At 65.6% G+C, this 22,044-nt stretch carries 19 protein-coding genes; 10 read left to right on the forward strand and 9 right to left on the reverse strand.

All coding sequences use genetic code 11. The features are described from left to right. The first annotated feature begins 1 nt into the window (after nucleotide 1). Genes ETR14_RS13955 through ETR14_RS13975 form a run of 5 tightly spaced genes read left to right on the forward strand, consistent with a single transcriptional unit; the run spans nucleotide 2 to nucleotide 6,977 of the window. Complete coding sequence (locus ETR14_RS13955; RefSeq protein ID WP_165356445.1) at nucleotides 2-1,348, forward strand: O-antigen ligase; 1,347 nt, start codon at nucleotides 2-4, stop codon at nucleotides 1,346-1,348. After that, nucleotides 1,345-2,655 carry an O-antigen ligase gene (locus ETR14_RS13960; protein WP_129385459.1) on the forward strand — a complete coding sequence of 437 codons (1,311 nt, stop codon included), beginning with the start codon at nucleotides 1,345-1,347 and terminating at the stop codon, nucleotides 2,653-2,655. The genes ETR14_RS13955 and ETR14_RS13960 overlap by 4 nt, the downstream gene beginning before the upstream one ends. Further along, the gene (locus ETR14_RS13965) at nucleotides 2,645-4,000 is read left to right on the forward strand and encodes a hypothetical protein (protein ID WP_129385461.1); all 1,356 of its coding nucleotides are present in this window, start codon (nucleotides 2,645-2,647) and stop codon (nucleotides 3,998-4,000) included. The genes ETR14_RS13960 and ETR14_RS13965 overlap by 11 nt, the downstream gene beginning before the upstream one ends. After that, a complete protein-coding gene (locus ETR14_RS13970) occupies nucleotides 3,997-4,983 on the forward strand; it encodes a glycosyltransferase (RefSeq protein WP_129385463.1) in 987 nt (328 codons plus the stop codon). The genes ETR14_RS13965 and ETR14_RS13970 overlap by 4 nt, the downstream gene beginning before the upstream one ends. Next, on the forward strand, nucleotides 4,983-6,977 hold the full coding sequence (locus ETR14_RS13975; protein ID WP_129385465.1) for an acyltransferase family protein: 1,995 nt from the start codon (nucleotides 4,983-4,985) through the stop codon (nucleotides 6,975-6,977). The genes ETR14_RS13970 and ETR14_RS13975 overlap by 1 nt, the downstream gene beginning before the upstream one ends. 12 nt (nucleotides 6,978-6,989) lie before the next feature. On the opposite strand, the gene ETR14_RS13980 is transcribed toward ETR14_RS13975, so the two are convergent. The 6 genes from ETR14_RS13980 to ETR14_RS14005 all read right to left on the reverse strand — a co-directional run bounded on the left by ETR14_RS13980 (nucleotide 6,990) and on the right by ETR14_RS14005 (nucleotide 13,376). Continuing rightward, nucleotides 6,990-7,574, reverse strand: a complete 585-nt coding sequence (locus tag ETR14_RS13980; protein WP_129385467.1) for a serine acetyltransferase — start codon at nucleotides 7,572-7,574, stop codon at nucleotides 6,990-6,992. Beyond that, nucleotides 7,571-9,538 (reverse strand): acyltransferase family protein, encoded by a 1,968-nt coding sequence (locus tag ETR14_RS13985; RefSeq protein WP_165356446.1) that lies wholly within the window; start codon nucleotides 9,536-9,538, stop codon nucleotides 7,571-7,573. The genes ETR14_RS13980 and ETR14_RS13985 overlap by 4 nt, the downstream gene beginning before the upstream one ends. A 199-nt stretch (nucleotides 9,539-9,737) precedes the next feature. Then, on the reverse strand, nucleotides 9,738-11,102 hold the full coding sequence (locus ETR14_RS28865) for a cell wall hydrolase (protein WP_243455519.1): 1,365 nt from the start codon (nucleotides 11,100-11,102) through the stop codon (nucleotides 9,738-9,740). Nucleotides 11,103-11,176: 74 nt separating this feature from the next. Continuing rightward, nucleotides 11,177-11,920 (reverse strand): transglutaminase-like cysteine peptidase, encoded by a 744-nt coding sequence (locus ETR14_RS13995; protein ID WP_129385471.1) that lies wholly within the window; start codon nucleotides 11,918-11,920, stop codon nucleotides 11,177-11,179. Between the two features lie 518 nt (nucleotides 11,921-12,438). Then, nucleotides 12,439-12,927, reverse strand: a complete 489-nt coding sequence (locus ETR14_RS14000) for a glycosyltransferase (protein WP_165356447.1) — start codon at nucleotides 12,925-12,927, stop codon at nucleotides 12,439-12,441. Continuing rightward, entirely contained in the window at nucleotides 12,924-13,376 is a 453-nt protein-coding gene (locus tag ETR14_RS14005; RefSeq protein ID WP_129385475.1) for a hypothetical protein, read from the reverse strand. The genes ETR14_RS14000 and ETR14_RS14005 overlap by 4 nt, the downstream gene beginning before the upstream one ends. Before the next feature lie 565 nt (nucleotides 13,377-13,941). On the opposite strand from ETR14_RS14005, the gene galU reads away from it, so the two are divergent. Together galU and ETR14_RS14015 are read left to right on the forward strand one after the other, a co-directional pair. Next, complete coding sequence (gene galU / locus ETR14_RS14010) at nucleotides 13,942-14,880, forward strand: UTP--glucose-1-phosphate uridylyltransferase GalU (RefSeq protein WP_129385477.1); 939 nt, start codon at nucleotides 13,942-13,944, stop codon at nucleotides 14,878-14,880. Then, entirely contained in the window at nucleotides 14,868-16,211 is a 1,344-nt protein-coding gene (locus tag ETR14_RS14015) for a UDP-glucose/GDP-mannose dehydrogenase family protein (RefSeq protein WP_129385478.1), read from the forward strand. Before galU ends, ETR14_RS14015 begins: the two co-directional genes overlap by 13 nt. Nucleotides 16,212-16,457: 246 nt before the next feature. On the opposite strand, the gene ETR14_RS14020 is transcribed toward ETR14_RS14015, so the two are convergent. The 3 genes from ETR14_RS14020 to ETR14_RS14030 form a co-directional block, all read right to left on the reverse strand. Then, nucleotides 16,458-17,849 carry an exopolysaccharide biosynthesis polyprenyl glycosylphosphotransferase gene (locus ETR14_RS14020; RefSeq protein WP_243455520.1) on the reverse strand — a complete coding sequence of 464 codons (1,392 nt, stop codon included), beginning with the start codon at nucleotides 17,847-17,849 and terminating at the stop codon, nucleotides 16,458-16,460. Nucleotides 17,850-18,105: 256 nt separating this feature from the next. Then, on the reverse strand, nucleotides 18,106-18,336 hold the full coding sequence (locus tag ETR14_RS14025) for a hypothetical protein (RefSeq protein WP_129385480.1): 231 nt from the start codon (nucleotides 18,334-18,336) through the stop codon (nucleotides 18,106-18,108). A gap of 218 nt (nucleotides 18,337-18,554) precedes the next feature. Continuing rightward, on the reverse strand, nucleotides 18,555-19,532 hold the full coding sequence (locus ETR14_RS14030) for a YafY family protein (protein WP_129385482.1): 978 nt from the start codon (nucleotides 19,530-19,532) through the stop codon (nucleotides 18,555-18,557). 80 nt (nucleotides 19,533-19,612) lie between these two features. Between ETR14_RS14030 and ETR14_RS14035 the strand changes: the two genes are divergently transcribed. The 3 genes from ETR14_RS14035 to ETR14_RS14045 all read left to right on the forward strand — a co-directional run bounded on the left by ETR14_RS14035 (nucleotide 19,613) and on the right by ETR14_RS14045 (nucleotide 21,993). Then, entirely contained in the window at nucleotides 19,613-20,200 is a 588-nt protein-coding gene (locus ETR14_RS14035; protein ID WP_129385484.1) for a DUF1579 domain-containing protein, read from the forward strand. 2 nt (nucleotides 20,201-20,202) lie between these two features. Then, the gene (locus ETR14_RS14040) at nucleotides 20,203-20,961 is read left to right on the forward strand and encodes an NIPSNAP family protein (RefSeq protein WP_206185835.1); all 759 of its coding nucleotides are present in this window, start codon (nucleotides 20,203-20,205) and stop codon (nucleotides 20,959-20,961) included. A 99-nt stretch (nucleotides 20,962-21,060) separates the two neighbouring features. After that, nucleotides 21,061-21,993 carry a DUF1080 domain-containing protein gene (locus ETR14_RS14045; RefSeq protein ID WP_129385488.1) on the forward strand — a complete coding sequence of 311 codons (933 nt, stop codon included), beginning with the start codon at nucleotides 21,061-21,063 and terminating at the stop codon, nucleotides 21,991-21,993. The last annotated feature ends 51 nt before the right edge of the window (nucleotides 21,994-22,044 follow it).

Here is a 22,044-nt window from a genome sequence, read left to right on the forward strand (position 1 = left end):
GATGGCAGTGAGCGGCGCCGTGCGGGCGGACAGATGGGCATCGATCAGGCGTGGGGCCTTCACCGCCGCCACGTTCGGCATGTTGTGGATGGTGATCATCGGCCTCAACCCGCTGTCGGAGAAGGTCAAGACCATCCCGGCGACGGGTGACGGCGATCTCGCGCGCCAGCTCTGCTACAGCCTAATCTTCATCGTCGCGCTGCTCGCCTCTCGCCCGCTGACCCACCCGCGCAATCTGTTCGCACTCCCGCTGACGGTGACGATCGCGCTCGGCTGGTGCTGGCTGAGCCTGAGCTGGTCGGCGGTGCCGGACGTCGGCATGCGTCGGCTGATCCTCACCTCCATCATCATGTTCTCGATCTTCCGCTCGGTGAAGGAGATCGGCCATGAGCGGACGATCGCGCTGATCCGCCTGGTGCTGCTGATCACTTTGGTGCTGAACTACGTCGCGATCGTGGTCACGCCGGCCGCGGTCCACCAGATGGCGGAAATCGGGGATCCGAACCTGATCGGAAACTGGCGCGGCGTGCTTCCGCAGAAGAATTTCGCCGGGGCCATCTGCGCCTTCACTGTTATCCTGTTCACCTTCGACGCGCAGAAACTGCAGCGCTGGCTCCGCGCCGTGGTGATCGTCGGAGCCCTGTTCTTCCTCTACAAAACACACTCCAAGACGTCGCAGGGCATCCTCGTCCTGGCGATGATCGTCGGCTGGGTCTACACCCGCTACAATCCCTCCTATCGCGCGCTGATCATCCCGCTCATCAGCGTGATCGGCTGCGCCGGCGTGCTCTACGTCGAGATGAATTGGGATGCGCTGATGGCGCCGCTGCACAGCCCCGACGCGCTCACCGGACGAACCCAGATCTGGCCGCCGCTCGCCAATTTCGCCAACGATCATCTGCTGACCGGTTCGGGCTTCGGCTCCTTCTGGAATATCGGTCCGACCAGCCCGATCTATCAATATGCCGAAGGCTGGGTGTCGGGGATCGCCAGCGGTCACAACGGCTATCTCGACATGCTCGTCCAGGTCGGCCTCCCCGGGCTGACGCTGATCGTCATTTCGATGATCATCTGGCCGATGATCCGCCTGCTCGGCAGCCGAACCGCGCCGCGCCAGACCGGCGCCCTGATGCTGGCGCTGATCGTCTTCTGCATGGGCCACAACACGACGGAGAGCAGCCTGTTCGATCGCGACATGGTGGTGCAGCAATTCCTGAGCTTCGCCGTGGCGATGGTCGGCTCGGTGCTCGGCACCTCCTATGCCGCGCGTCGCGCTCGGACGGATCGGATCCCGCGCGCGCAGTTCATCGCCGCCCAGCGGCCGCTGGCACGGGAGGGGCGGGCATGACCAGTGCCCATCTCCACGCTCCGGCGCCGTTGCGAACCCGGGTCCGGATCGTTCCGAGGGAGCGCACCACCCCGGCCCTGGTCGTTCTCGCGATCATCCTGATCCTCGTCCTGCTCGGCCCGTACATCAACTACAAGCCCGCCCCGTTCACCGGCGAGGGCAACCCCATGCGGCAGCTGATCTTCTTCAGCTGCGCGCTGACCCTCGCCTGGGCGGCGCGGCCGCTTTCCAAGCCGGATCGACTGTTGGCGATCCCGCTGATCATGATGATCGCGCTCGGCTGGTGCTGGGTCAGCCTAGCCTGGTCTGCGGTGCCGGACATATCGGTACGCCGATTGCTGCTGACGACGATCGTGATGTGGACCATATTCATGATCGCGCGGCAGGCCGGCTACCGCCGATCCCTGGCGATCATGCGGTTGATCCTGGTCGGCATCCTGATCGCGAATTACGTTGCATCCGTGGGCTTCCCGCAATTCGGCGTGCACCAGGCGGCCGATCTCGCCGATCCGGGAATCGTCGGGTCGTGGCGCGGCGTGATGCTTCAAAAGAACTTTGCAGGCGCCACCTGCGCGCTCACCATCCTGCTGTTCGTCTTCGACAGCAAGCCGCTCCGGCCATGGCTCTGCGCGATCGTCATCGCAGCGACGGCTTACTACCTTTATCGCACGAACTCGAAGACGTCCGGGGGCATCCTCATCTTCTCGATGCTCTGCGGCTATATCTATGCCCGCTACAATCCCGCCTACCGGGCCTTGCTGATCCCGTTGCTGAGCGTGATCGGCGTCGGCCTGTTCCTCGCCTCCGAATTCTACTGGGATGCGCTGGCGGCGCCCTTCTCCTCCAAGGATGCCTTCACCGGGCGCGTCCAGATCTGGCCGGTCCTGATCGAATATGCCCAGGATCACTGGATGCTGGGCTCGGGCTATGGCGCTTTCTGGAACATCGGGGGCACCACGCCGATCTACAATTACGCAAGCGGCTGGCTCACCGAGATCACCAGCGGTCACAACGGCTATCTCGATCTGCTCATCCAGATCGGCTTTCCCGGCATGCTCATCGTCGTGTTCGCGGCCCTGATCTGGCCGCTCGTCAAGTTGCTCAGCAGCCGTACGATTCCACGCCAGACGGGCGCGCTTCTGGTCACCCTGCTGCTGTTCTGCGCAGGGCACAATCTGACCGAATCGAGTCTCTTCGACCGCGATCAGATCCTGCAGGTCTTCCTGATCATCACGCTTGCCTTCATCTGGCGCGAGACCAACGCGGCAACCAGCGAGACGCTTGCGGAGGCCGCCAATGGGCGTTGAGCCGGCCGTCGCCGAAATGCCGCCGCCGGCAAGGGGCGGCCGCACGCTCGTGTCCGGACTGATGCGCTACGCGGTCGCCGCGGTCGGGCCGATCGCGGGGGCGGGGGCGCAATTCGTTCTCTCGCTTCTGCTGCTGCATCTGCTCAGCCCGGCCGCGTTCGGCAGTTTCGCCTTTCTTCTCGTAACCTCGATCTTTTCGGCCGGCCTTTGGGCGGGGCTGTTCTGCGCGCCGCTGCCCGTTCTCCTCAACCAGGCCGATGAAGCGGTTCGCGATCGTGCCATCCGATCGCTCACGACGCTGTCGACGCTCGGCTCGATACTCGTCTTCGCCGTGTTCGCGGTCATGGGGCTCGCGCTGCACGTGCCGCTCGGCGGCGCCTTGCTGTTCGGCGTCTATGCCGCGATGTTCGTATTGCGCTGGTACGCACGAACCTATGCCTATGCGCACGATCGCGTCGTTCGGGTGACGGTCTCCGACCTCGTCTACAGCGCCATCCTGCTCGGCGGCGTCGGTGCTCTCGCTGCGGCCGGGATCGCGTCCGTCGAATGGTGCTACGGCATCATGGCCCTGAGCGCCGCGCTCGGATTGCTGCCCTTCGGCCGCACTTACGTCCGCGCCCTGTTCGCCTTCGATCGCGAGGCTTTCGCCAATTACCGGCCGATCTGGCGCGAACATTCGGGCTGGTCGCTGGCCGGCATCGTCACCACCGAGGCCACGATCAACGCGCACGTCTACATCGTCACCCTGATTGCCGGGCCCGCCGCATACGCACCGATCGCCGCAACCGCGTTGATGATCCGGCCGATGGGGGTCGCCCAGAACGCGCTCGGCGATTTCGAGCGGCCGCGGATGGCGCGGCAGATCGGCAGCGCCCGGATCGGCGACGCCGTGCGCAGCGTCCGCTTCTTCCGGATGGTGCTGGTCGCCGCCTGGGTCGCGACCTGCACTGCCGCCGTCCTGCTCTTCGTGATCGATCCGCATCTGGTATTCCCGAGGGAATATGACCGGTCGGTGCTGGCGATCGGCACGGCACTCTGGCTTGCCGTCTCCGGCATCCGCCTCGTGCGCACACCCGAATCCACCTTGTTGCAGGCTGCGGGCGCGTTCCGGCCGCTGGCCCATGCCAGCATGATCGCGTGCGGGTTTTCGGTGCTGGCGGTGCTTGCGATGCTGTTCGTCGTCGGCCCGCTCTGGTCGATCGTCGGAATCCTGATCGGCGAGTTCGTGTTCGCGCTCTGGACATGGCGGGAAGCGCGCCGGTGGCGGAGGAAAGCCGGTTCCGCAGAACCGGTCGAGACAATGGGCGCGCCAGCGCCCGCGGGGCAAGCGGAGGACGCGGCGTGAAGGTTACCATTGGCATCAAGGCGCTCAACGAAGAAAAGAGGATCGCCGATGCGCTCGCCAGCGCGGTCGCCGCAGTGGCGCCGTTCGGCGGCGAAGTGGTCCTGGCCGACAGCGGTTCGACCGACCGCACGATCGAGATCGCGCGGCAGTTCCCGGTCCGCATCGTCCAGCTTGCCAACCCGGCGGAACGCTGCTGCGGGGCAGGCGCCCAGCTCGCCTTCCAGAGCGCCAAGGGCGAGTATTTCTACCTGCTCGATGGCGACATGGTGATCGATCCCGGCTTCCTGCCCGCCGGGATCGCCTATCTCGAGGAAAATAAGGACGTCGCTGCAGTCGGCGGCCATGTTCGCGAACGCAACACGCAAGGGCACGAATTCCAGATCCGCGCGAACACGGTGGCGAACGATCGCAACTGGTCGCCAGGGATCGTCGATCGCCTGGATTGCGGCGGCCTCTACCGGACCAGCGCCGTTCGCGAAGCCGGTTGGTTCGCGGATCGCAATCTCCATGCGTTCGAGGAGTTCGAGCTCGCGTCGCGCCTGCAGGCGCGGGGATGGAAGCTGGCCAGGATCGACGTGCCCGCGATCGATCATTTCGGCCACACCGAAGACGGCTATCATCTGCTGCTGCGGCGGATACGCTCCGGCTATTCGGGTGCCCCGGGGGAGGTGCTTCGCGGAGCGATCGGGCGCAGTCATCTGCCGATCGTCCTGCGCCGGCTCGGCCATGTCAGAAACGGTCTTGCGGTAATGGCCTGGTGGCTGCTGCTGCTGGTTGCGCTGGTCACCTGGCATCCGTTCGTCTTGCTCGGCCTGATCCTCGTGCCGCTGGCGTTCCTGTCGTGGCGGCGCGGTTCGCCGCGGCTCGGCCTCTACTCCCTCACCGCCTGGAACGTCAGCGCCGCCGGCCTGCTCGCCGGCTTCTTCCGGCGCCGGACGCCGCCTGATCGTCCGCTCGGGGCGATCGAGCTGAAGCACGGGTGATGGCGACGGCGTACAGCCAGCTCGATCCTGTCGCGCCGGAGGCGCAGGCGCCACGGCCCGACCGCACCCATAGCCCGTCGCGCGGGCTTCGCATCGACATCCAGCTGCTCCGTGCGCTGGCGATCATCCTGGTGCTGCTGCATCACGCTCACGTGCCGTACGTGCCGGGCGGTTTCCTGGGCGTGGATATCTTCTTCGTCGTCTCGGGCTATCTGATGACCGGAATCATCGCCCGCGAACTCGACGAAGGCCGGTTCAGCTTCCGGAACTTCTATGCGCGGCGGATCCGCCGCCTGCTCCCCGCCGCCTATGCCACGCTCGCCGTCACGGCTTTGCTCGCGCCCTTCCTGCTCGATCATTGGGAATATCGCGATTTTCTCGCGCAGCTCGCCGGCAGCTTCACCTTCGTGGTCAATCTGGTGCTGTGGAAGCAGTCCGATTACTTCAACAGCGGCGCCGCGCTCAAGCCGCTCCTCCATATGTGGTCGCTGTCGCTCGAGGAACAATATTACCTGGTCCTGCCGCTGCTGCTCTTCTGCTTTCCGAAGCGTTTTCGGCTTCCACTGACCGCAGCCGCGACGCTGATCAGCATCGCCGCCTGCGCATGGCTGCTGCAGCGGGTTCCTTCCGCCACTTTCTATTTCCTGCCGACCCGATTCTGGGAACTGGGGATCGGCTCGGTGCTCGCCCTGCTGATCCGAAAGGAATGGGTGAGGCCGGCGGCCTTGCCGATCCCGCGACTGGCGGCGGCGGCCATTCTCATCCTCGTCCCGTTGCTGGTCGACGAACGCGGCCACCCCGGTCTGCCTGCGCTCGTCATATGCCTTGCGACGGCGCTGCTGCTCGTCCCCGGCCTGGATCTCAAGGCTTCCCGACCATTGGCGCCGCTGGTGGCGATCGGCGATCGCTCCTATTCGCTCTACCTGGTGCACTGGCCGGTCTATGCGTTCGTCAACAACATCTTCATCACCCGCGTGCCGCTCTGGCTCAACATTCTGCTTCTGGTCCCCGTCCTGATCTGGATGGAGCTGCAATACCGGCTTGCGGAGCAACCGTATCGCGCGATGCGACTGGACGCCCGCCGGATCGGCCTACTCGTGTTGATCCCGCTGATCGTCGTCGGTGGATCGGCGCTCGCCCTGCGCGCCGGTGGCCAGCCCGACCCCGCGCTGCACATCGGCAATACCGGCATCGGCGCCGGCTGCGATTTCAAGAATGCCTATGCGCCGCGGGCCGATTGCCGGACCGCGGATCGACCCACCACCCTGTTGTGGGGCGACAGCTTCGCGATGCATCTTGGCCCCGGGCTGGCGGTCAGCAGTCCCGGCGGCGTCGAGCAGGCGACGCGGACTTCGTGTGGCCCATTTCTGGGCCTGGCGCCGGTGAACGGCGCTCAGCAGACCCCGGATTGGGCGCGGCGCTGCATCGCCTTCAACGATTCGGTGCTCGCCGCGCTTGCGCGTTCGCCGCAGATCGACACGGTCATCCTGTCGAGCGCACTCGCGCAATATGTGCCTGGGCAGGAGCCGGGCTGGCACGCGCTCGTGCGGCGCGGCGACGCTCTCACCGAGCAGCCGCAATCGCTGGATCAAGTTCACGCAGCGCTGACCCGTACGGTCGCCGCGATCCGGCGATCGGGCAAGAAGGTCGTGCTGATTGCACCGCCGCCATCGGCCGGCTTCGACATGGCGCGCTGTCAGGCACGCGAGGCGGCCGGGCTGCCGGTCGTAGCGCCGGAGGGGCGCTGCGACTTCTCGCTTGACGCCTATAGTGCATTTCGGCGCCCGATCAACGCGTTCCTTGCCGAGGTAACCCGTCGCAAGACGCTGCCGATCCTGTCGTTCGAAGAAACGCTCTGCGGCTCCGGCACCTGTCGGATCAGCGCCGGCGGCAAGCCGATCTACCGCGATCTGGCGCACCTGAGCATCGTCGGCTCTCGTGCGCTGGGACACGAGATGCGGATGGGCGAGACCGCACGCGCAATGGCGCGCTGATCTTGCTGCACGTCAGGGGGATGGAGCCGTCAGAATGACTCGGTTGGTGACGTCCGGCACGCAATCCTGCTTGACGATGGTGCCGGGATTGCCTGCCACGATCGAGGCCGGCGGCACGTCGGCCGTCACCACTGCGCCCGCCAGGATGCGGCTGCCGGCGCCGACCGTGACTGCGCCGACGACCACCGCGTGCGGACCGATCCAGACGTCGTCCTCGATCACCGGGTAAAACGTCTCGCGGCTGCCGTCACGGGCGATGCGGTCTCCCTGTCCGATCGTGGCGCCGTGGAACAGGGTGACGTTGCGCCCGATCCGGGCATGCTGGTTGACGACGATCCCCCAACCATGCGCGATCGCGAAGCCATGGCCGATCGCGGTGCGGAGCGGCAGATCGATGGCGGCACCATGGCAGGCGAGGCGGTGTGCGATGGCAGCAATCGGCGCCAGCGGACGCCCCCAGCTTCGCCGACGCAGCGCCTGGTAGGCGCGCAAGGTGGCGATCGGACGGAAGGTGCGGCTCTTGATCATCAGCTTGATCAGCTGACCCCACCCGCCCCGTGCCGTCGCCCGGAAGATGTCGGCGTCGAGCGGGCTCATCGACCGGTCCTCCCTGCCAATGCGGCTTCGATGTCGGGGGCGATCAGTCCGACGGCAAGGCGCGATCCCGGTTCCGACAGATGACCATAGTCGAATTGCAGCGGGATACCGGGCGAGGCCCAGGTCCGGCAGGTTCCCCCAGGACACAGCTTCTGTCGCAGCGACAGATAGGTGACGTGCGGCTCAGCGCTCAGCCGGGCCAGCGCGGCGTCCGCTGCGGCGGCGTTCGGGTCGGCGAACCGCCGGACGAGATCGGGATCTCCGGCACGGTCCGCCGAGACGAGCAGACGCGGGAGGGCGATGTCATATTGCGGCACCGGTCCTGCCAGCAGGATCTTGGTGCCCGCGAGCCGCGGGTCGCGGAGTGTCTCGGTCAGCAGAGGAACGTCGTCCAGCTGCCAGCGTCCGGCGAGCAGAACCGCCGTGGGCCGATGTTCGGGCACCCAGCGGCCGAGAATGTCGCGGAAGAAGCGCTCGCAGACCTTGCCGCCTTCGCCCGGGTAGAGCATCGGCCGGCACCCGACCAGGGTTGCCTGGACCACGTCGTAGCGGTCCCGGAGCTGGGCAACGCCCGGCCAGAGATGGGCGGCATGGCTGTCGCCGACCAGCAGCAGCACCGGCTTCGTGCCGCTGGTCTTCAGGCAGGTCGCGGCGTCGAACGTGTCGCGATAGTTGGAGATGAAACAGCTGCCGCGACGATAGCTGGCTTCCTGGTCCAGGTCGGCGAAACGGGCCACGGCGGCCTGGACAGGGGTGAAGCGTTGCGTCAACCCGCCGGAGGCGATCAGCGCGCCGCCGAGGGCGATGGTCACGGCCATGGCGCCAAGGGCGGTCGACAGGATGGCGCGCGTGGTCCAGCGCGCACCCTGAACCCGAAACGGTGTCTCCACATATTTCCAGGAGAGGATGGCGAGCAGGATGGACGCTGCGACTTCAAGCCCCATCACCATCGGACCGGCGGCCTGGAAAAGCCAGATCTTGCTGAACACGATCACGGGCCAGTGCCAGAGGTATAGGGAATAGGAGATTCGGCCGATGAACACCACCGGCGGCAGCGACATCAATTGCGACACGATGGTATTCTGCGCGCCCGTGTAGATCAGCAGAGCCGCGCCGATGCACGGGACGAGGGCGGTGAGGCCGGGGAACGGAGTCTGCGCGCTGTATTTCCATACGCAGAGCAGAATGCCGATCAGCCCGGCGGCACCGAGGAGTTCGTTGACCCACCGGCGCTTGGGCGCGGTCGTGATCAGCGCAAGGCCACCTCCGAGCGCCAATTCCCAGGCACGGCTTGGCAGGAGGTAGAAGGCCGCCGAAGGGTTCCAGGCCATCGTCGCTACGGCGGCGGCAAGGCTGACGAGCCCGACGGCGAGGATGACGGCTTTCAGGCGGGCAGGTCTGGCGACGCCGATCGCTGCCAGCAGCAACGGCCAGAGGATGTAGAATTGCTCCTCGATCGCAAGCGACCAGGTGTGGAGCAGCGGCTTGACGTGACTTTCGGCGTCGAAATAGCCGCTTTCGGAGAAGAACAGGATGTTCGATCCGAACAGCGTGGTGGCCATCAGCGAATGTGCGTAGCGGATCAACTCGTTGGGCAGCATCGCCATACAGGCGATCGCGGTGGTCACGCCGAGCACCAGGAACAGGGCAGGGAAGATGCGCAGCACCCGGCGCCGGTAGAAATCGGCGATCGAATAGCGGCCGAGCGCAAGATCGCGGACGAGGATGCCGGTGATAAGATAGCCCGAGATCACGAAGAAGATGTCGACCCCGACATAGCCCCCCCCGAACCCGCGCATGCCGATATGGTTGAACACGACGGGTAGCACCGCCAGCGTTCGCAAGCCGTCGATGTCGGCGCGATAGGCGTGGGCCGTAGCGGAGGGCGCCGCACGGGGCTCGCGCTCGATCGCCGCCGCGGGATCGTGCCCGAAGGACCGAGGAAACGCGAACTCCTTCGTCATCAACTCATCTCCGTTGCCACACCGGCGCAACTCTGCCGGCAGGCAGGTCCTTGGCGGTGCACAGGGCCGTGATGCACTGCATCTGCTGCGGTGCACCATTTAGAGAGCCGTCGGCGCGAAAAGCAACCACGTTGCGCCACGATGGACCATTCTGTGGCGGGGCGGCATCTCTGCGCCTCAGACGGCCGGCCGACGGGTGTCAGCCTTCGCCCCGGAAACCCGGCGGCATGCACTGTTTCTTGTCCGGCCGCGGCAACGTCTCGCAATTCCAGAGAGCGATCTCGCGCGCCCGCGAACGGTCGACGAAATAATAGAAATCAGGCTGCCTGTCGGGCCAGCTCGTCCGGCCGAGCCCGTTCGAGAGCACTCGCCCCGGCGTGCCCGTAAAGCCGACCACGGTGCAGCCTTTCGGGGCCTGCTTGCACATTTCGAGCCCCACCAGCGCCAGGGTGCCGGCAAATTGATCCGGTTTGATCTGCAGCACGAACAGGTTTTCGGCGGCATCAGCGGCGCGCAACTGATTGCCCCTCAGCATCGCCTCGGGCACGGCGACGCTCGGCGGCGGCGCCGTTGGGGGCTCCGGCTCGATCGAAACCGGCGGCAGATCGAGCGCGACTTCCGGCACTTCGGTCTCGGAACCCGGACGATGCGCCGGCGACAACGTCGCGAGCATCGGGGTGATCGGTTCGCTCCCCTGGTGCGTGCCCCGGAAAGCACCGGGTTTGCCGGTGGCACCCCGCCAGCGGAAGAAGAGGTGGGTGTTGACCGCGGCCACCTTGTCGACGCTCGAGCTCCAGTTCGGCACCACCCAGTCGGTGTGGAAGTGCGTTGCCCAGCCGACCGGCGCATAGACGCTGCCCGCCAACGCGCTTCGCGCCATGGCACGCGCTCGCTCCCAGGCTGCCGCCGAAGGAATCCGACGGCGAAGCGAACCGTCGCAGGTGAAGGAGAATTGGCAACCTGTGGAGCGGTTGGATCCCTGATACACGACGCCGCAAACGGACTTCGGAAAGGCCGGGTGGCGAAGGCGATTGAGCACGACCTGAACCACCGGCGCCTGGTCCAGGGCTCGGTCGCCCGCTTCGTACCAGGCTGCCGAGGCGAGGCAGTCCACGGCCCGCGCCTGATCGGCGGCCGGAAGGGCCAGCCGGAACGGCGCAGCGGCCGGCACCGGATCCTTGGTGAACGGCACTTTGGCGTTGATCGCCTGCGCCGTCTCGGCCGGCACGTCGAGATATTCGACCGGCTCGACGGGCGGAACAGGGATCGTCGGCGGCTTTTCGCCGTCCTTGTCGGTGCGAATGCCGACGGAGCGGGCAAGGCCGGCAAGGACCTGGCTGTCCTCGTCGAGTGCAAGATAGGCGACCGCACCACCGGCTGCGAGCAGACCGAGGAAGAGCACGAGCAGTATCGCAAGCAGCGGCGACGGCGGCGGCCTTACCTCGGCACGCGGATCGAAATGCGGCGGCAATCCACCTGAAGTCGCGCCCTCCAGCGCGAATTCCGCTCCGGCGGACTCCACCGCCAAGTGCGACTCGGCGCTGGAAAGGTGATCGGGTGACACGGCCGCTGCATATCAAACGCAGCGCGGCGAACAAGGAGTCTTGTTGTGCGGTGCAATATCCGGGACGAACGGCGTCAGCCCCCGGCGACGCGCCGCCAGGAAAGCTTGTCCTCAGGAGACTGCACCCGCAGCCAGCTGTAGCCGGTCTTATGCCACGGACGGATTGCCCCGGTGGCGCTGTCGAGCACGATGTCGCCGTCCTCGCCGCGTACGACAAGCACGGTGTGCAGGCCGAGCCGGCTGCTGAAGACGACGGCCAGGAACAACCGCTCGGCCGGCAACCCCGCCGCGATCAGTTCTTGCTGCTTCTGGAGGGCAATATCCTCGCAGTCGCCTGTCGCACGCTTGCCGGTGCCGGACGGCTGCCAATATTCGTCCACTCCGAACGATTCCCGGTCGGTGCGCTGCCGGACGGTCGCATTGACGTGGCTGTTGATCGACCGAACCATCTTCATCGGCCAACCGCCTTTGGTGCGTGCCTCTCGGTCGGGTTCCGGCAGGCCGTCGGCAGCGATCGCCCCGGTTGCGCCATTCGCACCGTGTTCGTTGCCCGTCAGCGATGTCCGCCTCGGGTCGGTGCAGGCCGCGGACGGCTCGCCGCCGATCGCGGTCGGTGCCGCCCCGGCGGGCGGCATGCATGCGACGGTTTGCCGAAGTGCGGCCATTTCCGCCGGAGTGCCGTTCAGGCCGCACAAGGCCGGTTCACGCAGGCACAGATCGAGAAATCCCGTCGGGGCGTCGGCGATCTCGCCGGCCGGCACGAACGCGGCCGGGTTATGCGCCGCGTGCGCGGGCGCTGTGATCGTGAAGGCGGCCACCACTGCGGCGGCCAAGACGCTGCGAGACACCGACAAGCTCCCGGTTGAGGAGCCCTCGCTTTGACGTCTGATCCATGCCCATCTGCCTAATCCTTTGGGTTAACTCAAAATCAACCACGATTGGCGACGACCTGCGGCATCGACGAGCAGCGAACCCGAGGACCAGTCGGCTGCAAGATCCTCTTGCGCGGCCGATGCTAGGCTACCGATCGGGAAAGGTCTGGATATCGTAGGGGAAACACCCTGACTCTCCAGCATGGCTAGGACCTGCTCGGCAGCCAGCGAGCAAGAGTGTCGGTGCGCGATCCGCCTGTGACCGCACAGCAGCCGCCGAACGCAGTGCTCTCGCGTGAAAGTCGCTAATTCTGGTGCGTCAGCAGCAGTGAGCAGCCGCATCAGCCACTCGCCGTAGATCGAAAGCTGTGCCACGCACGCTGACGCCGCCGCGGCGCGGCCATTGCTGTTTGAAGGCGCGGCGGCTGCCGAGGCGGCGGCGCACTGCGCAGCGCCGCCCGACGTCAGGCGAACCGGGCCAGATGCGATCGAATATTCGCGATCGTCTCGGCCGGAGCATGCGGCGCTATGCCTTGCGGTCCCTCCATCGGCTGTTCGATCAGACGCGTCATTGCAGCTTTCAGATCATCGGCCTCTTCGACGATCAGCAGGCCGGGACGATTGCGGAACTTGCCGGCGGTGTCGAGCTGGTGGTCGGTCGTATGCTCGCGCAGCGACGCACGCCGCGGCATCAGCAGAGTGGGCTTCCCGATCTCCAGCGCCTGCAGGATCGAGCCCATGCCGACATGGGCGACGAACAGGCTGCAGGCATTGAGATGGCGCTGATACTCGCCGTGCGACACCATCCGCTTCCACTCGCACGCTTTCGGCTCGTACGCGCCGTCACCGATCTGGAGGAATACGGGAACGCTGGGGTGTGCTGCCGCCCATTCGTCGATCGCGCGGGTCATGCGATCGAACGGCATCATCGATCCGACGGACGCGAATATCATAGCACCTGACCCCAATATGCGACGCCTTCCTTCTCCGCGACTTCCGGCCATTGTGAGACGCATTGATTGACGAACTTGCGGGCGATGCGCCCCGACGACGACATCTTCTGGGTGTTCGCGATCGAGTCGATCCACAGGGTGTGAATGCCCATCATGCGGCCGAGCAGCATGAACGCCAGCATCGGCGCCGATCCGGTGGTGACGATCACCTTGGGACGTTCCTTCACCATCACCTTGAGCGCGCGCCAGAAGATCGTTCCGAACGGCTTCACGTCGAATCGGGAGGCATCGGGCACGATGTAGAGCTTGGCGCCGCCGAGATTGTCGACATGACCTTCGAAGGTAGAAACGTAGGACACGTCGAAATCCTCGAACGCGCGGCGCATGCGCAGCAACTGCGTCCAGTGGCCGCCGCCGGAGGCGACCGCGAGCAATCTCGGTCGGCTCACCGTCTCGCCACCCGGGCTGATGTCATGCGAAGGGCCATGCTGCTAGTCGTCATCGGATCCCCAGATGTGTTGCAGGCTGCACGCAATGCGCGAGCGGGGGATTCCTTGCCCATCGCGTGCTGCAGCGCAACCGTCTTTTGCGGTGCTTGCGAGCAGACCGGAGCGTGAAGGGCGGTGCACCGCCTTGTTCCGCTTCGCCGCTATTGGATCGACGCGATGAGCCGGGCTTCCGCCGCGCCAGTCGGAGCGGGCGTCGAGCGCACTCGGATTGACAGTGCAGATTGCTCCGATCCGGTGCTAAAATCTTTTTCGCTTCGGCCCGCATCGCCTCTGTCAGGTCGCGAAAATCCGCGCTTTTCCGGGTGCGGGAATGCGCGAAGCGGAGACCGATCACTCTACCGCGGCGCGGCGGTTCATGTCGCCGCAGGCGCAAGGCGGAGCGGCGCGGCGCTGACGCCATGACGGCGGGCGGGTCTTGTGTCCGATCCTCTTTCGTGCTCAAGACGATCTATGCTGCGCCGCAGAAGAGTGTCCTGCTGCGCCGCAGCGAAACAAAGGGACAGTGATGGCAATCAAACCTGTTCGCAAGGCAGTCTTTCCCGTGGGTGGGCTTGGAACCCGCTTTCTTCCCGCGACGAAGGCCGTGCCGAAGGAAATGCTTCCGGTCGTTGACCGGCCGCTGATCCAATATGCGGTCGAAGAAGCAATCGAGGCGGGGATCGAGCAGATGATCTTCGTCACGGCCCGTGGCAAGTCCGCGATCGAGGATCATTTCGACATCGCGTTCGAGCTCGAAACGACGATGCGGGAACGCGGCAAGTCTCTGGGACTGCTCGACGGATCGCGGCTCAGCCCCGGCGCGATCACCTATGTTCGCCAGCAGGAGCCGATGGGCCTCGGCCACGCGGTCTGGTGCGCGCGCGATGTCGTCGGCGACGAGCCGTTCGCGGTCCTGCTCGCCGATGATCTGATGGTCGGCAAGCCCGGCTGCCTCCGCCAGATGGTCGATGCGTATGACCGTACCGGCGGCAACCTGCTCTGCGCGGAGATCGTCCCCGATGATCAGACGCATCGATACGGGATCATCACGCCGGGCGGTCGCGACGGTGCGCTCACGGAGGTTCAGGGCCTGGTGGAAAAGCCGGCGCCGGGAACCGCGCCGTCCAATCTGTCGGTGATCGGCCGCTACATCCTGCAGCCGGAAGTGATGAAGATCCTCGCCGGCCAGCAGAAGGGCGCCGGCGGCGAGATCCAGCTCACCGATGCAATGGCGCAGCTGATCGGAACTCAGCCGTTCCATGGTCTTACCTTTGCCGGCACTCGCTACGATTGCGGAGACAAAGCCGGTTTTCTCCATGCCAATCTCGCGCTCGCGCTCGAACGCGAGGAGATCAGTGCCGAGGTGGAGCGGTTCGCCCGTGCCTTGCTCGCCGAACGCGGCGCCGTTCGTGCGGCCGCGGCCGTAGCCAATGACGAAGAAGGGAGTGTCGCATGCGTATCGTGATGATCGGATCGGGCTATGTCGGCCTGGTGTCGGGTGCTTGCCTGGCGGATTTCGGCCATCAGGTGGTCTGCATCGACAAGGACGAGAGCAAGATCTCCCGTCTGCGTGAGGGCAAGATCCCGATCTATGAGCCTGGTCTCGAGGATCTGGTCAACCGGAACGTTGCCGCCGGTCGGCTGTCGTTCTCGACCGATCTCGCCCAGCCGGTCTGGGATGCGGACGTCGTCTTCATCGCGGTCGGCACGCCGGCTCGGCGGGGCGACGGCCATGCCGATCTCTCCTACGTCCATGCCGCAGCGGCCGAGATCGCGCCGTGGCTGACCGGTTTCACCGTTGTCGTCACCAAGTCGACGGTGCCGGTCGGCACCGGTGACGAGGTCGAGCGGATCCTGCGCGAGGTCAATCCGAAGGCAGACGTCGCCGTCGCCTCCAATCCCGAATTCCTCCGCGAAGGCGCGGCGATCGACGACTTCAAGCGGCCCGACCGCATCGTCGTCGGCATCGAGGATGATCGTGCGCGGCCGGTGATGGAGGAAGTCTATCGGCCCCTCTACCTCAACCAGTCGCCGATCCTGTTCACCGGCCGGCGGACCAGCGAGCTGATCAAATACGCGGCCAATGCGTTCCTGGCGATGAAGATCACCTTCATCAACGAGGTCGCCGATCTTTGTGAACGCGTCGGTGCGGACGTTCAGGAGGTCGCGCGTGGCATCGGCCTCGACAATCGCATCGGCCGCAAGTTCCTCCACGCCGGCCCCGGCTACGGCGGCTCGTGCTTCCCCAAGGACACGCTCGCCCTCGTCAAGACGGCCGAGGATGCGGGCGCGCCGATCCGCCTGATCGAGACCACGGTTGCGGTCAACGACACCCGCAAGCGGGCGATGGGCCGCAAGATCATCGCTGCATGCGGCGGTTCGGTTCGCGGCAAGACCATCGCCGTGCTCGGTCTCACCTTCAAGCCGAACACTGACGACATGCGCGACGCGCCGGCTTTGGCAATCATCCAGGCACTGGAAGACGGCGGCGCGACCGTTCGCGCCTACGATCCCGAAGGCATGGAAGCGGCGCGCGCGATGCTTCCGAACGTCACCTTCGCGAACTCGCCTTACGAAGCTGCGGAAGGTGCGGCGGCGGCGGTGATCGTCACCGAATGGGATGCGTTCCGGGCCCTCGATCTGCGCCGCCTGCGCGGGCTGATGGTGGGCGATGCTCTTGTCGACCTGCGCAACATCTACCAGGCGGATGCGGCCGAAGCCGCCGGCTTCACCCACACGAGCGTCGGCCGCGGTCTTCAGCCGGTGCCGAGCGAGGTTGGTCTCGCCGCCGAATAAGCCCACAGCTTCGCTGAAGGGTCGTGAACACCCGCTCCGGCTTTGCTTCGCGTCACCGCGGCGAAAGGCAAGGCTGGGGCGGGTGTTTATCGTTCAGTCAGATGCATGAACGGGGGCGGCTGGAGGGGCGCACCGAACGCCGCTCAAGAGCAGACCCGTCCGACAGGACGCTCCCTTGAAGCAGGTGTCATGAAGCAGGTCCGTCCGGATGCGCGCAAGCCATTGGCGCGCACCGGAACGGCTCGATCAGTAAGCGTTGCGGTGGACCACGACGGCCAGGGTGCGGGCAAGGATGCTGACGTCGCGCAGCAGGCTCCAGCCCTGCATATATTCGAGATCCGCTTCCAGCCGGTTGAGGATGTCGCGGCGGTGTTCGGTGGCACCGCGGAAGCCGCGCACCTGGGCAAGCCCCGTAATGCCGGGTTTCAGGGCGTGGCGATGCCAATATTGCCGATCGACGCGCCAGAACAACTCGTCGCCTGCAAGCGAGCCGAGCGCATGCGGGCGCGGACCGACCAGGCTCATCTCGCCAAGCAGGACGTTGAGCAGCTGAGGGAGCTCGTCGATGCTGGTCTTCCGGATGAAACGGCCGACTCGCGTAATCCGGTCATCGTCTCGGCGCGCCGACCGGTTGCCGGCGGCGTCGGCGCTTTCCACCCGCATGCTGCGGAATTTGTAGATGTGGAAGATACGGTTGCCGCGCCCCATCCGCTCCTGACGGAAGAAGATCGGACCAGGGCTGTCGAAGCGGATCGCCAGTGCGACCGCGATCATGAGCGGGGCGAGAAGGATCAGCACCGGCACTGTGATGGCGATGTCGAGCGCGCGCTTCTTCGCGCGATTGGCAAGGTTCAAGGGCCCTCTCGATACGACCAGGGTGGCCACTCCGCTGAGCTGCTGGATGGCGAGCGGGCCCAGTTCGCCGAGCTCCGGCACGATGATCTCGCCCTGGATGTTCGCGCCCTTGAGTACCTGCGCCCACTCGGTCTTGCGGTCCGGGGCGCAGCTGATCACGACGCGATCATAGTGGCTCAGCACCATCGCCAGCCGGTTCAGCATGTAGGGATCGTCGATGTCGGAGCGCAGTGCCGCTGCGCCGGCGTCGAGCACGTCGCAGCCGCGGTAATGTTCGGGCACCGCGCCGCCGTCGACGATCACCAATTCGGCACGCAGCGACGTCCCCCAGGTCCGGCGGACGAGATGGCAGATGAGCACGCGCTGAGTGATCGCCAGCACGGTGGTCGAAAGGATGCCGGTGGAGAGGGCGAGCCGGGGGACGCGGCCGGTGACCTTGAGCGAGAACACCACCAGCAGGAATATCAGCATGGTGGCGGCGAGCGACACGACCACTTGCCGGACGCTCGCGGTCGCACTGGTGAGGACCTTGGGATTGTAGGCCTGATTTTGGAACGCCACGGCGAAATAGACGATCATTCCACCGAGAAAGAAGGTCCACACGCCGTCCGAGATCGAGCCTGATTGCGCGATGTGCAGCCCGACAAGCAGTCCGACGAACAATGCCAGCGCATCGGCGCCGATCAGCGCAAGGCACAAGGAAATCTTGAGGTTCCGCCTTGCGGCAGGTGCGAACCCGGTTCGCTGAAGCTGATTGCGGATCGCCAAGTCGAACTTTGACACGCGGCAGCCTTTACTCTGTGACGCAACTGAAACTACGACCCTGCATTCCCGAGGGCCGCAGCGCCGCAATCCTTTGTTGCGCCGCAGCAGCCATAATCCACGCGGAAAGGCAAGACGCCTGCGATGCAAAACGCCCTGTTCTGAGACGATGCGTGCTTAGGAAGGGACCCTCCGAAACGGACGGGTAAGCTCGTCCCGGCGTGTCGCCGCCGGCCCCGATGGCCGGCTTTACCGGGCACGATCTTGCGAAAAGCTTTTAGATCAAGACGTTGATGATGAAATACAGGATTCCGGCAAGCGCGAGGAGCAGGATAACCGGACCTGCGAGTCGCGAGGCGAACTGGATTCCTTGCTCGGCATCGTCGGCGGAAACGGTCCAAGGCCTCTGATGACGCGAACCCTCGTCGGGGAGCTTCACCGGGCCAAGCGCGACCAGCGGCGGCTTTACCGCATGCGCATCCTGGGGGCCTCTCGAACCTTCGGCCATAGCATCCTCTCCGGGAGAACCTCGGTCGGGTTCTCTCCTGCCATTCGTCCTACAACATAGGACGCTGCAATTCGAGTCGTAGTTCCGCAGGAACGGTTGCAAAAGCGCATTTTGTTCAGGCCTGTGGTGTGCGCGTCTCACCAAGATTCGTGATCTCGGCACGCCTCCGGCACATTCGCAAATCTCCCGCACCATGCGGCGGGTTCAGGCAGTCACCGTCACGATTCCGGCAAGTCTGCGGACCTATAGAGCGCCTGCACCCGTCCCGCGCGAGCCGCGAGCTCGTTCCGCAGCGCTAGCGGCGCAAGCACTTCGATCTCGTCGGCAAAGCCGAGCAGCAGACCGGCAGCGTAGCCGACGCTCTCGATCGGCACGATTGCCTCGCGCCAGCCGGCGGCGTCCGGTTCGGCGGCGCGCAGGGGCTCGGCAATGTCGGCGCCAAGGCGTTCGAGCCGATCCAGGCTGGACGGCGCAGCGCGCAGGCGCGCCTCTTCCCTGCGAAGGTCGTTCTCCAGACGCGTGATCGCTCTCGTCCAGTAGCTGGCGAGGTCGAAGTCCGGCGGCCGCTCGCAGGGCTGGTCGAGCGAATTCGCGGTGTGAATCGCCGATAGCCGGTAGGTGCGCGGAACGGCACGGGCGGCCGCGACCAGATACCATTGGCCACCTTTCAGGACGAGACCGAGCGGATCGACGATCACAATGCTGGTCTTGCGCCATCCTTCATACGCGATCTCCAGCCGGCGTTCGTTCCAGACCGCGGCCGCGACCTGCTGAAGATGCGGTGCAGGACGGGCGCGCCGGTACCAGTCGAGAGGATCGAGGTGGAAGCGTTCGGAGACGCGGCTCGCCTCGATCCGTTCGCGTTCGCTCAGGCCGGCGAGGAGCTTTGCGCGGGCGCCGTGGGCAGCGCCTCCCAAGCCGAGATCGGCGGCGACCAGCGGGATGCCGGCGAGCAGCAGGGCCTCCGATTCGCCGGCCGTGAGACCAGTGATGTCGGTCCGAAATTTGTCCAGGAGAGCAAAGCCGCCGTCACGACCGCGGTCCGCGTAGACGGGTATTCCCGCGGCGCTGAGCTCGTCGATATCGCGATAGATGGTTCGCTTGGAGACCTCGAGCTTCTCGGCAAGCGTGCGGGCGGTAACCCGTCCGCCGAGCTGCAAGGTGATCAGGATCGTAAGAAGCCGGCTTGCGCGCATCTTTCTGCATCACCTCATGAAAGCTGACATGAGCTGTCACCTTTAGGCTCGTAGAGCAACTCCGAACCAAGGAGATGTCCATGTCCGATCCTGCGACCGAACCCACCCGCCGGGCGATCGTCGGTGCCGCGCTCACGCTTGCACCGCTGCTGACCCAACCGGCTCTGGCGGCAAGCCCGGCAAAGGCTTCCGCGGCACCACGGGAAGGGCACCATGCCTTTGCCTTTCAAACGGGGACCTGGCGGGTGCGGCACCGCAAGCTCAGGCACCGCCTCGCCGGCTCGGACGAGTGGGTAAATTTCACGGGACGCTGCTCGGCCTGGGAGCTTCTCGACGGCGCCGCGAACGTGGAGGACCAGTTCCTCGACGACCCCGGCGGCGCCTATCGCGCGGTAGGCTTTCGCCGGATCGATCCGGCCACGCGATTATGGTCGATCTGGTGGTTCGACGAGCGCTCTTCCGTCGTCGAGCCGCCGGTGACGGGACGCTTCGTCGACGGCCTCGGCACCTTTCTCGCCGAAGACCAGTTGAACGGCAGGCCGATCACCGTTCGCTACCTATGGTCGGGTGTCGAGGGGGACGCGCCACGCTGGGAGCAAGCATTCTCTCCAGACCGCGGCGTAACCTGGGAAACCAACTGGATCATGCAGTTCGAGCGGCTGTCGTGACGGTGGGGCGCAGGAGTTCGATCGCAAGCCTCGCCGCGGCTCCGCTCGTCCTGGGCGTCTCACCCGGAGCAGGCCAATCCAGGGAGGGTAGGTCCAGCAACATCGTCGAACTGCGTCAATATACGCTTCGTGGGGGGCAGCGCGACCGCCTGATCCGTTTGTTCGAGCGGGAGTTCATCGTGCCCCAGGCGGCGGTCGGCGCGCCGGTTCTGGGCGTCTATCGCGATCTCGACGATCCGGATCGGTTCGTCTGGCTGCGAGGCTTCGACACCATGGATCAGCGCGCTTCGGCGCTGAGCGCCTTCTACGACGGTCCGGTCTGGCGTGCGCATCGCGACGAAGCCAATGCGACGATGATCGATTCGGACAACGTGTTGCTCCTCCGCCGTTCCGCCGGCTCCGCCGCGGCGCTCGCCCCGTCCGCAATCGTAACCGCGAACATCCACTATCTCAGCCGGACCGATGCGCGCGAATTTACGAGCTTCTTCCAGACTCGTCTGCTGCCGCGGCTAAGCGCGGCCGGAGCGACCCCGCTCTGGATCTTGTGCAGCGAACCCGCGCCGAACAGCTTTCCGCGGCTCCCGGTGCGGGAGGGCGAGCCGGTCTTCGTCTGGTTCTCCAGATGGCGCACGCAATCCGAACTCGCACGCTTCGATGATCGCTGGTCCCGGTGCAGCGGCTGGCGGGACGATGCGACTGCCGATCTGCTGCCCGCTTTGATGCGAAAGCCCGAGCGCCTGCGCCTTCAGCCGGTGATTTGACAGCGCTGTCTATCTTTGCTGGACCCGCCTGATGGCCGCGGGCTAGAGACCGGATCGTTGCGCGTCTTGTCCGGCCGCGCAGGGTTAGGGAGCGAGACGATGCGACTGGCAGCTTGTTTGGGGGCGGTTCTTGGCGCGGCCATCGTCGCGGCTGGTGCGCAGGCGCAAATCAGCCCCGAACAGGCGCGCGCGATCGCCGGCGATCCCCCGTTCGTGCAGCAGTCGCTGCGGCTCGTCGACATTCCCGCTGCCACCGGCCGGGCGGTCGCTTTGCTCAACGGCCGCGATCTGCGTGATTGGGAGACGTGGCTCGGCTATGGCGATCCGTCGCTGACCTACCTCGACAAGCCCGGCGCGAAGCCGCTCGGACCGGGCGGCGACATGTTCAAGATGGTCGAAATCGATGGCGCACCCGCACTCTACGTCAACGGCAAGACGTGGGGCAGCATCGTCCACAAGAAGAATTTCTCCAACTACCATCTGCGGCTCGAATATAAATGGGGCGAGAAGCGCTACGCCCCGCGTCTCGATCAACCGCACAATAACGGTCTGCTCTACCATTCGGGAGGCGTGCCCGGCAGCGTCTACGGCACCTGGATGCCAGCGGTGGAGTTCGAGATCATGCTCGGCTCCGTCGGCATGGTCGTGCCGGTCGGCACCCATATCGGCGTGCGCACCAGCGTCGGCTACGATCCGAAGATCATCTATCCCCATCGTCGCTTCATGATCGGCGGCCGTACCCTCGATGTCGCCCAGCCCGCCTGGAACGTCGAAGCGGCAAGTAACCCGGAACGGCCCGCAGGCGCGTGGAATGTCATCGATCTCTATGTACTCGGTGATCGCGCCATCCATGTCCTGAACGGCGTGCCGGTGATGGAAGTGCACGATCTCAGCATTCTCGATCGAAAGACGGGCAAGCGCAGCCCGCTGACCAGCGGACGCATCCAGTTCCAGTCGGAAGGCGCCGAAACCTACTTCCGCAACGTCACGCTCGAGCCGATCGCCGCGCTGCCGCGCATCGTTCAGGACTGAGCAGGGCCATTACGCCCGACGTAATCGACCCGGTGACGTCGCTGCTGCGAT

The organism is Sphingosinicella sp. BN140058, from assembly GCF_004135585.1.
Lineage (GTDB): Bacteria > Pseudomonadota > Alphaproteobacteria > Sphingomonadales > Sphingomonadaceae > Allosphingosinicella.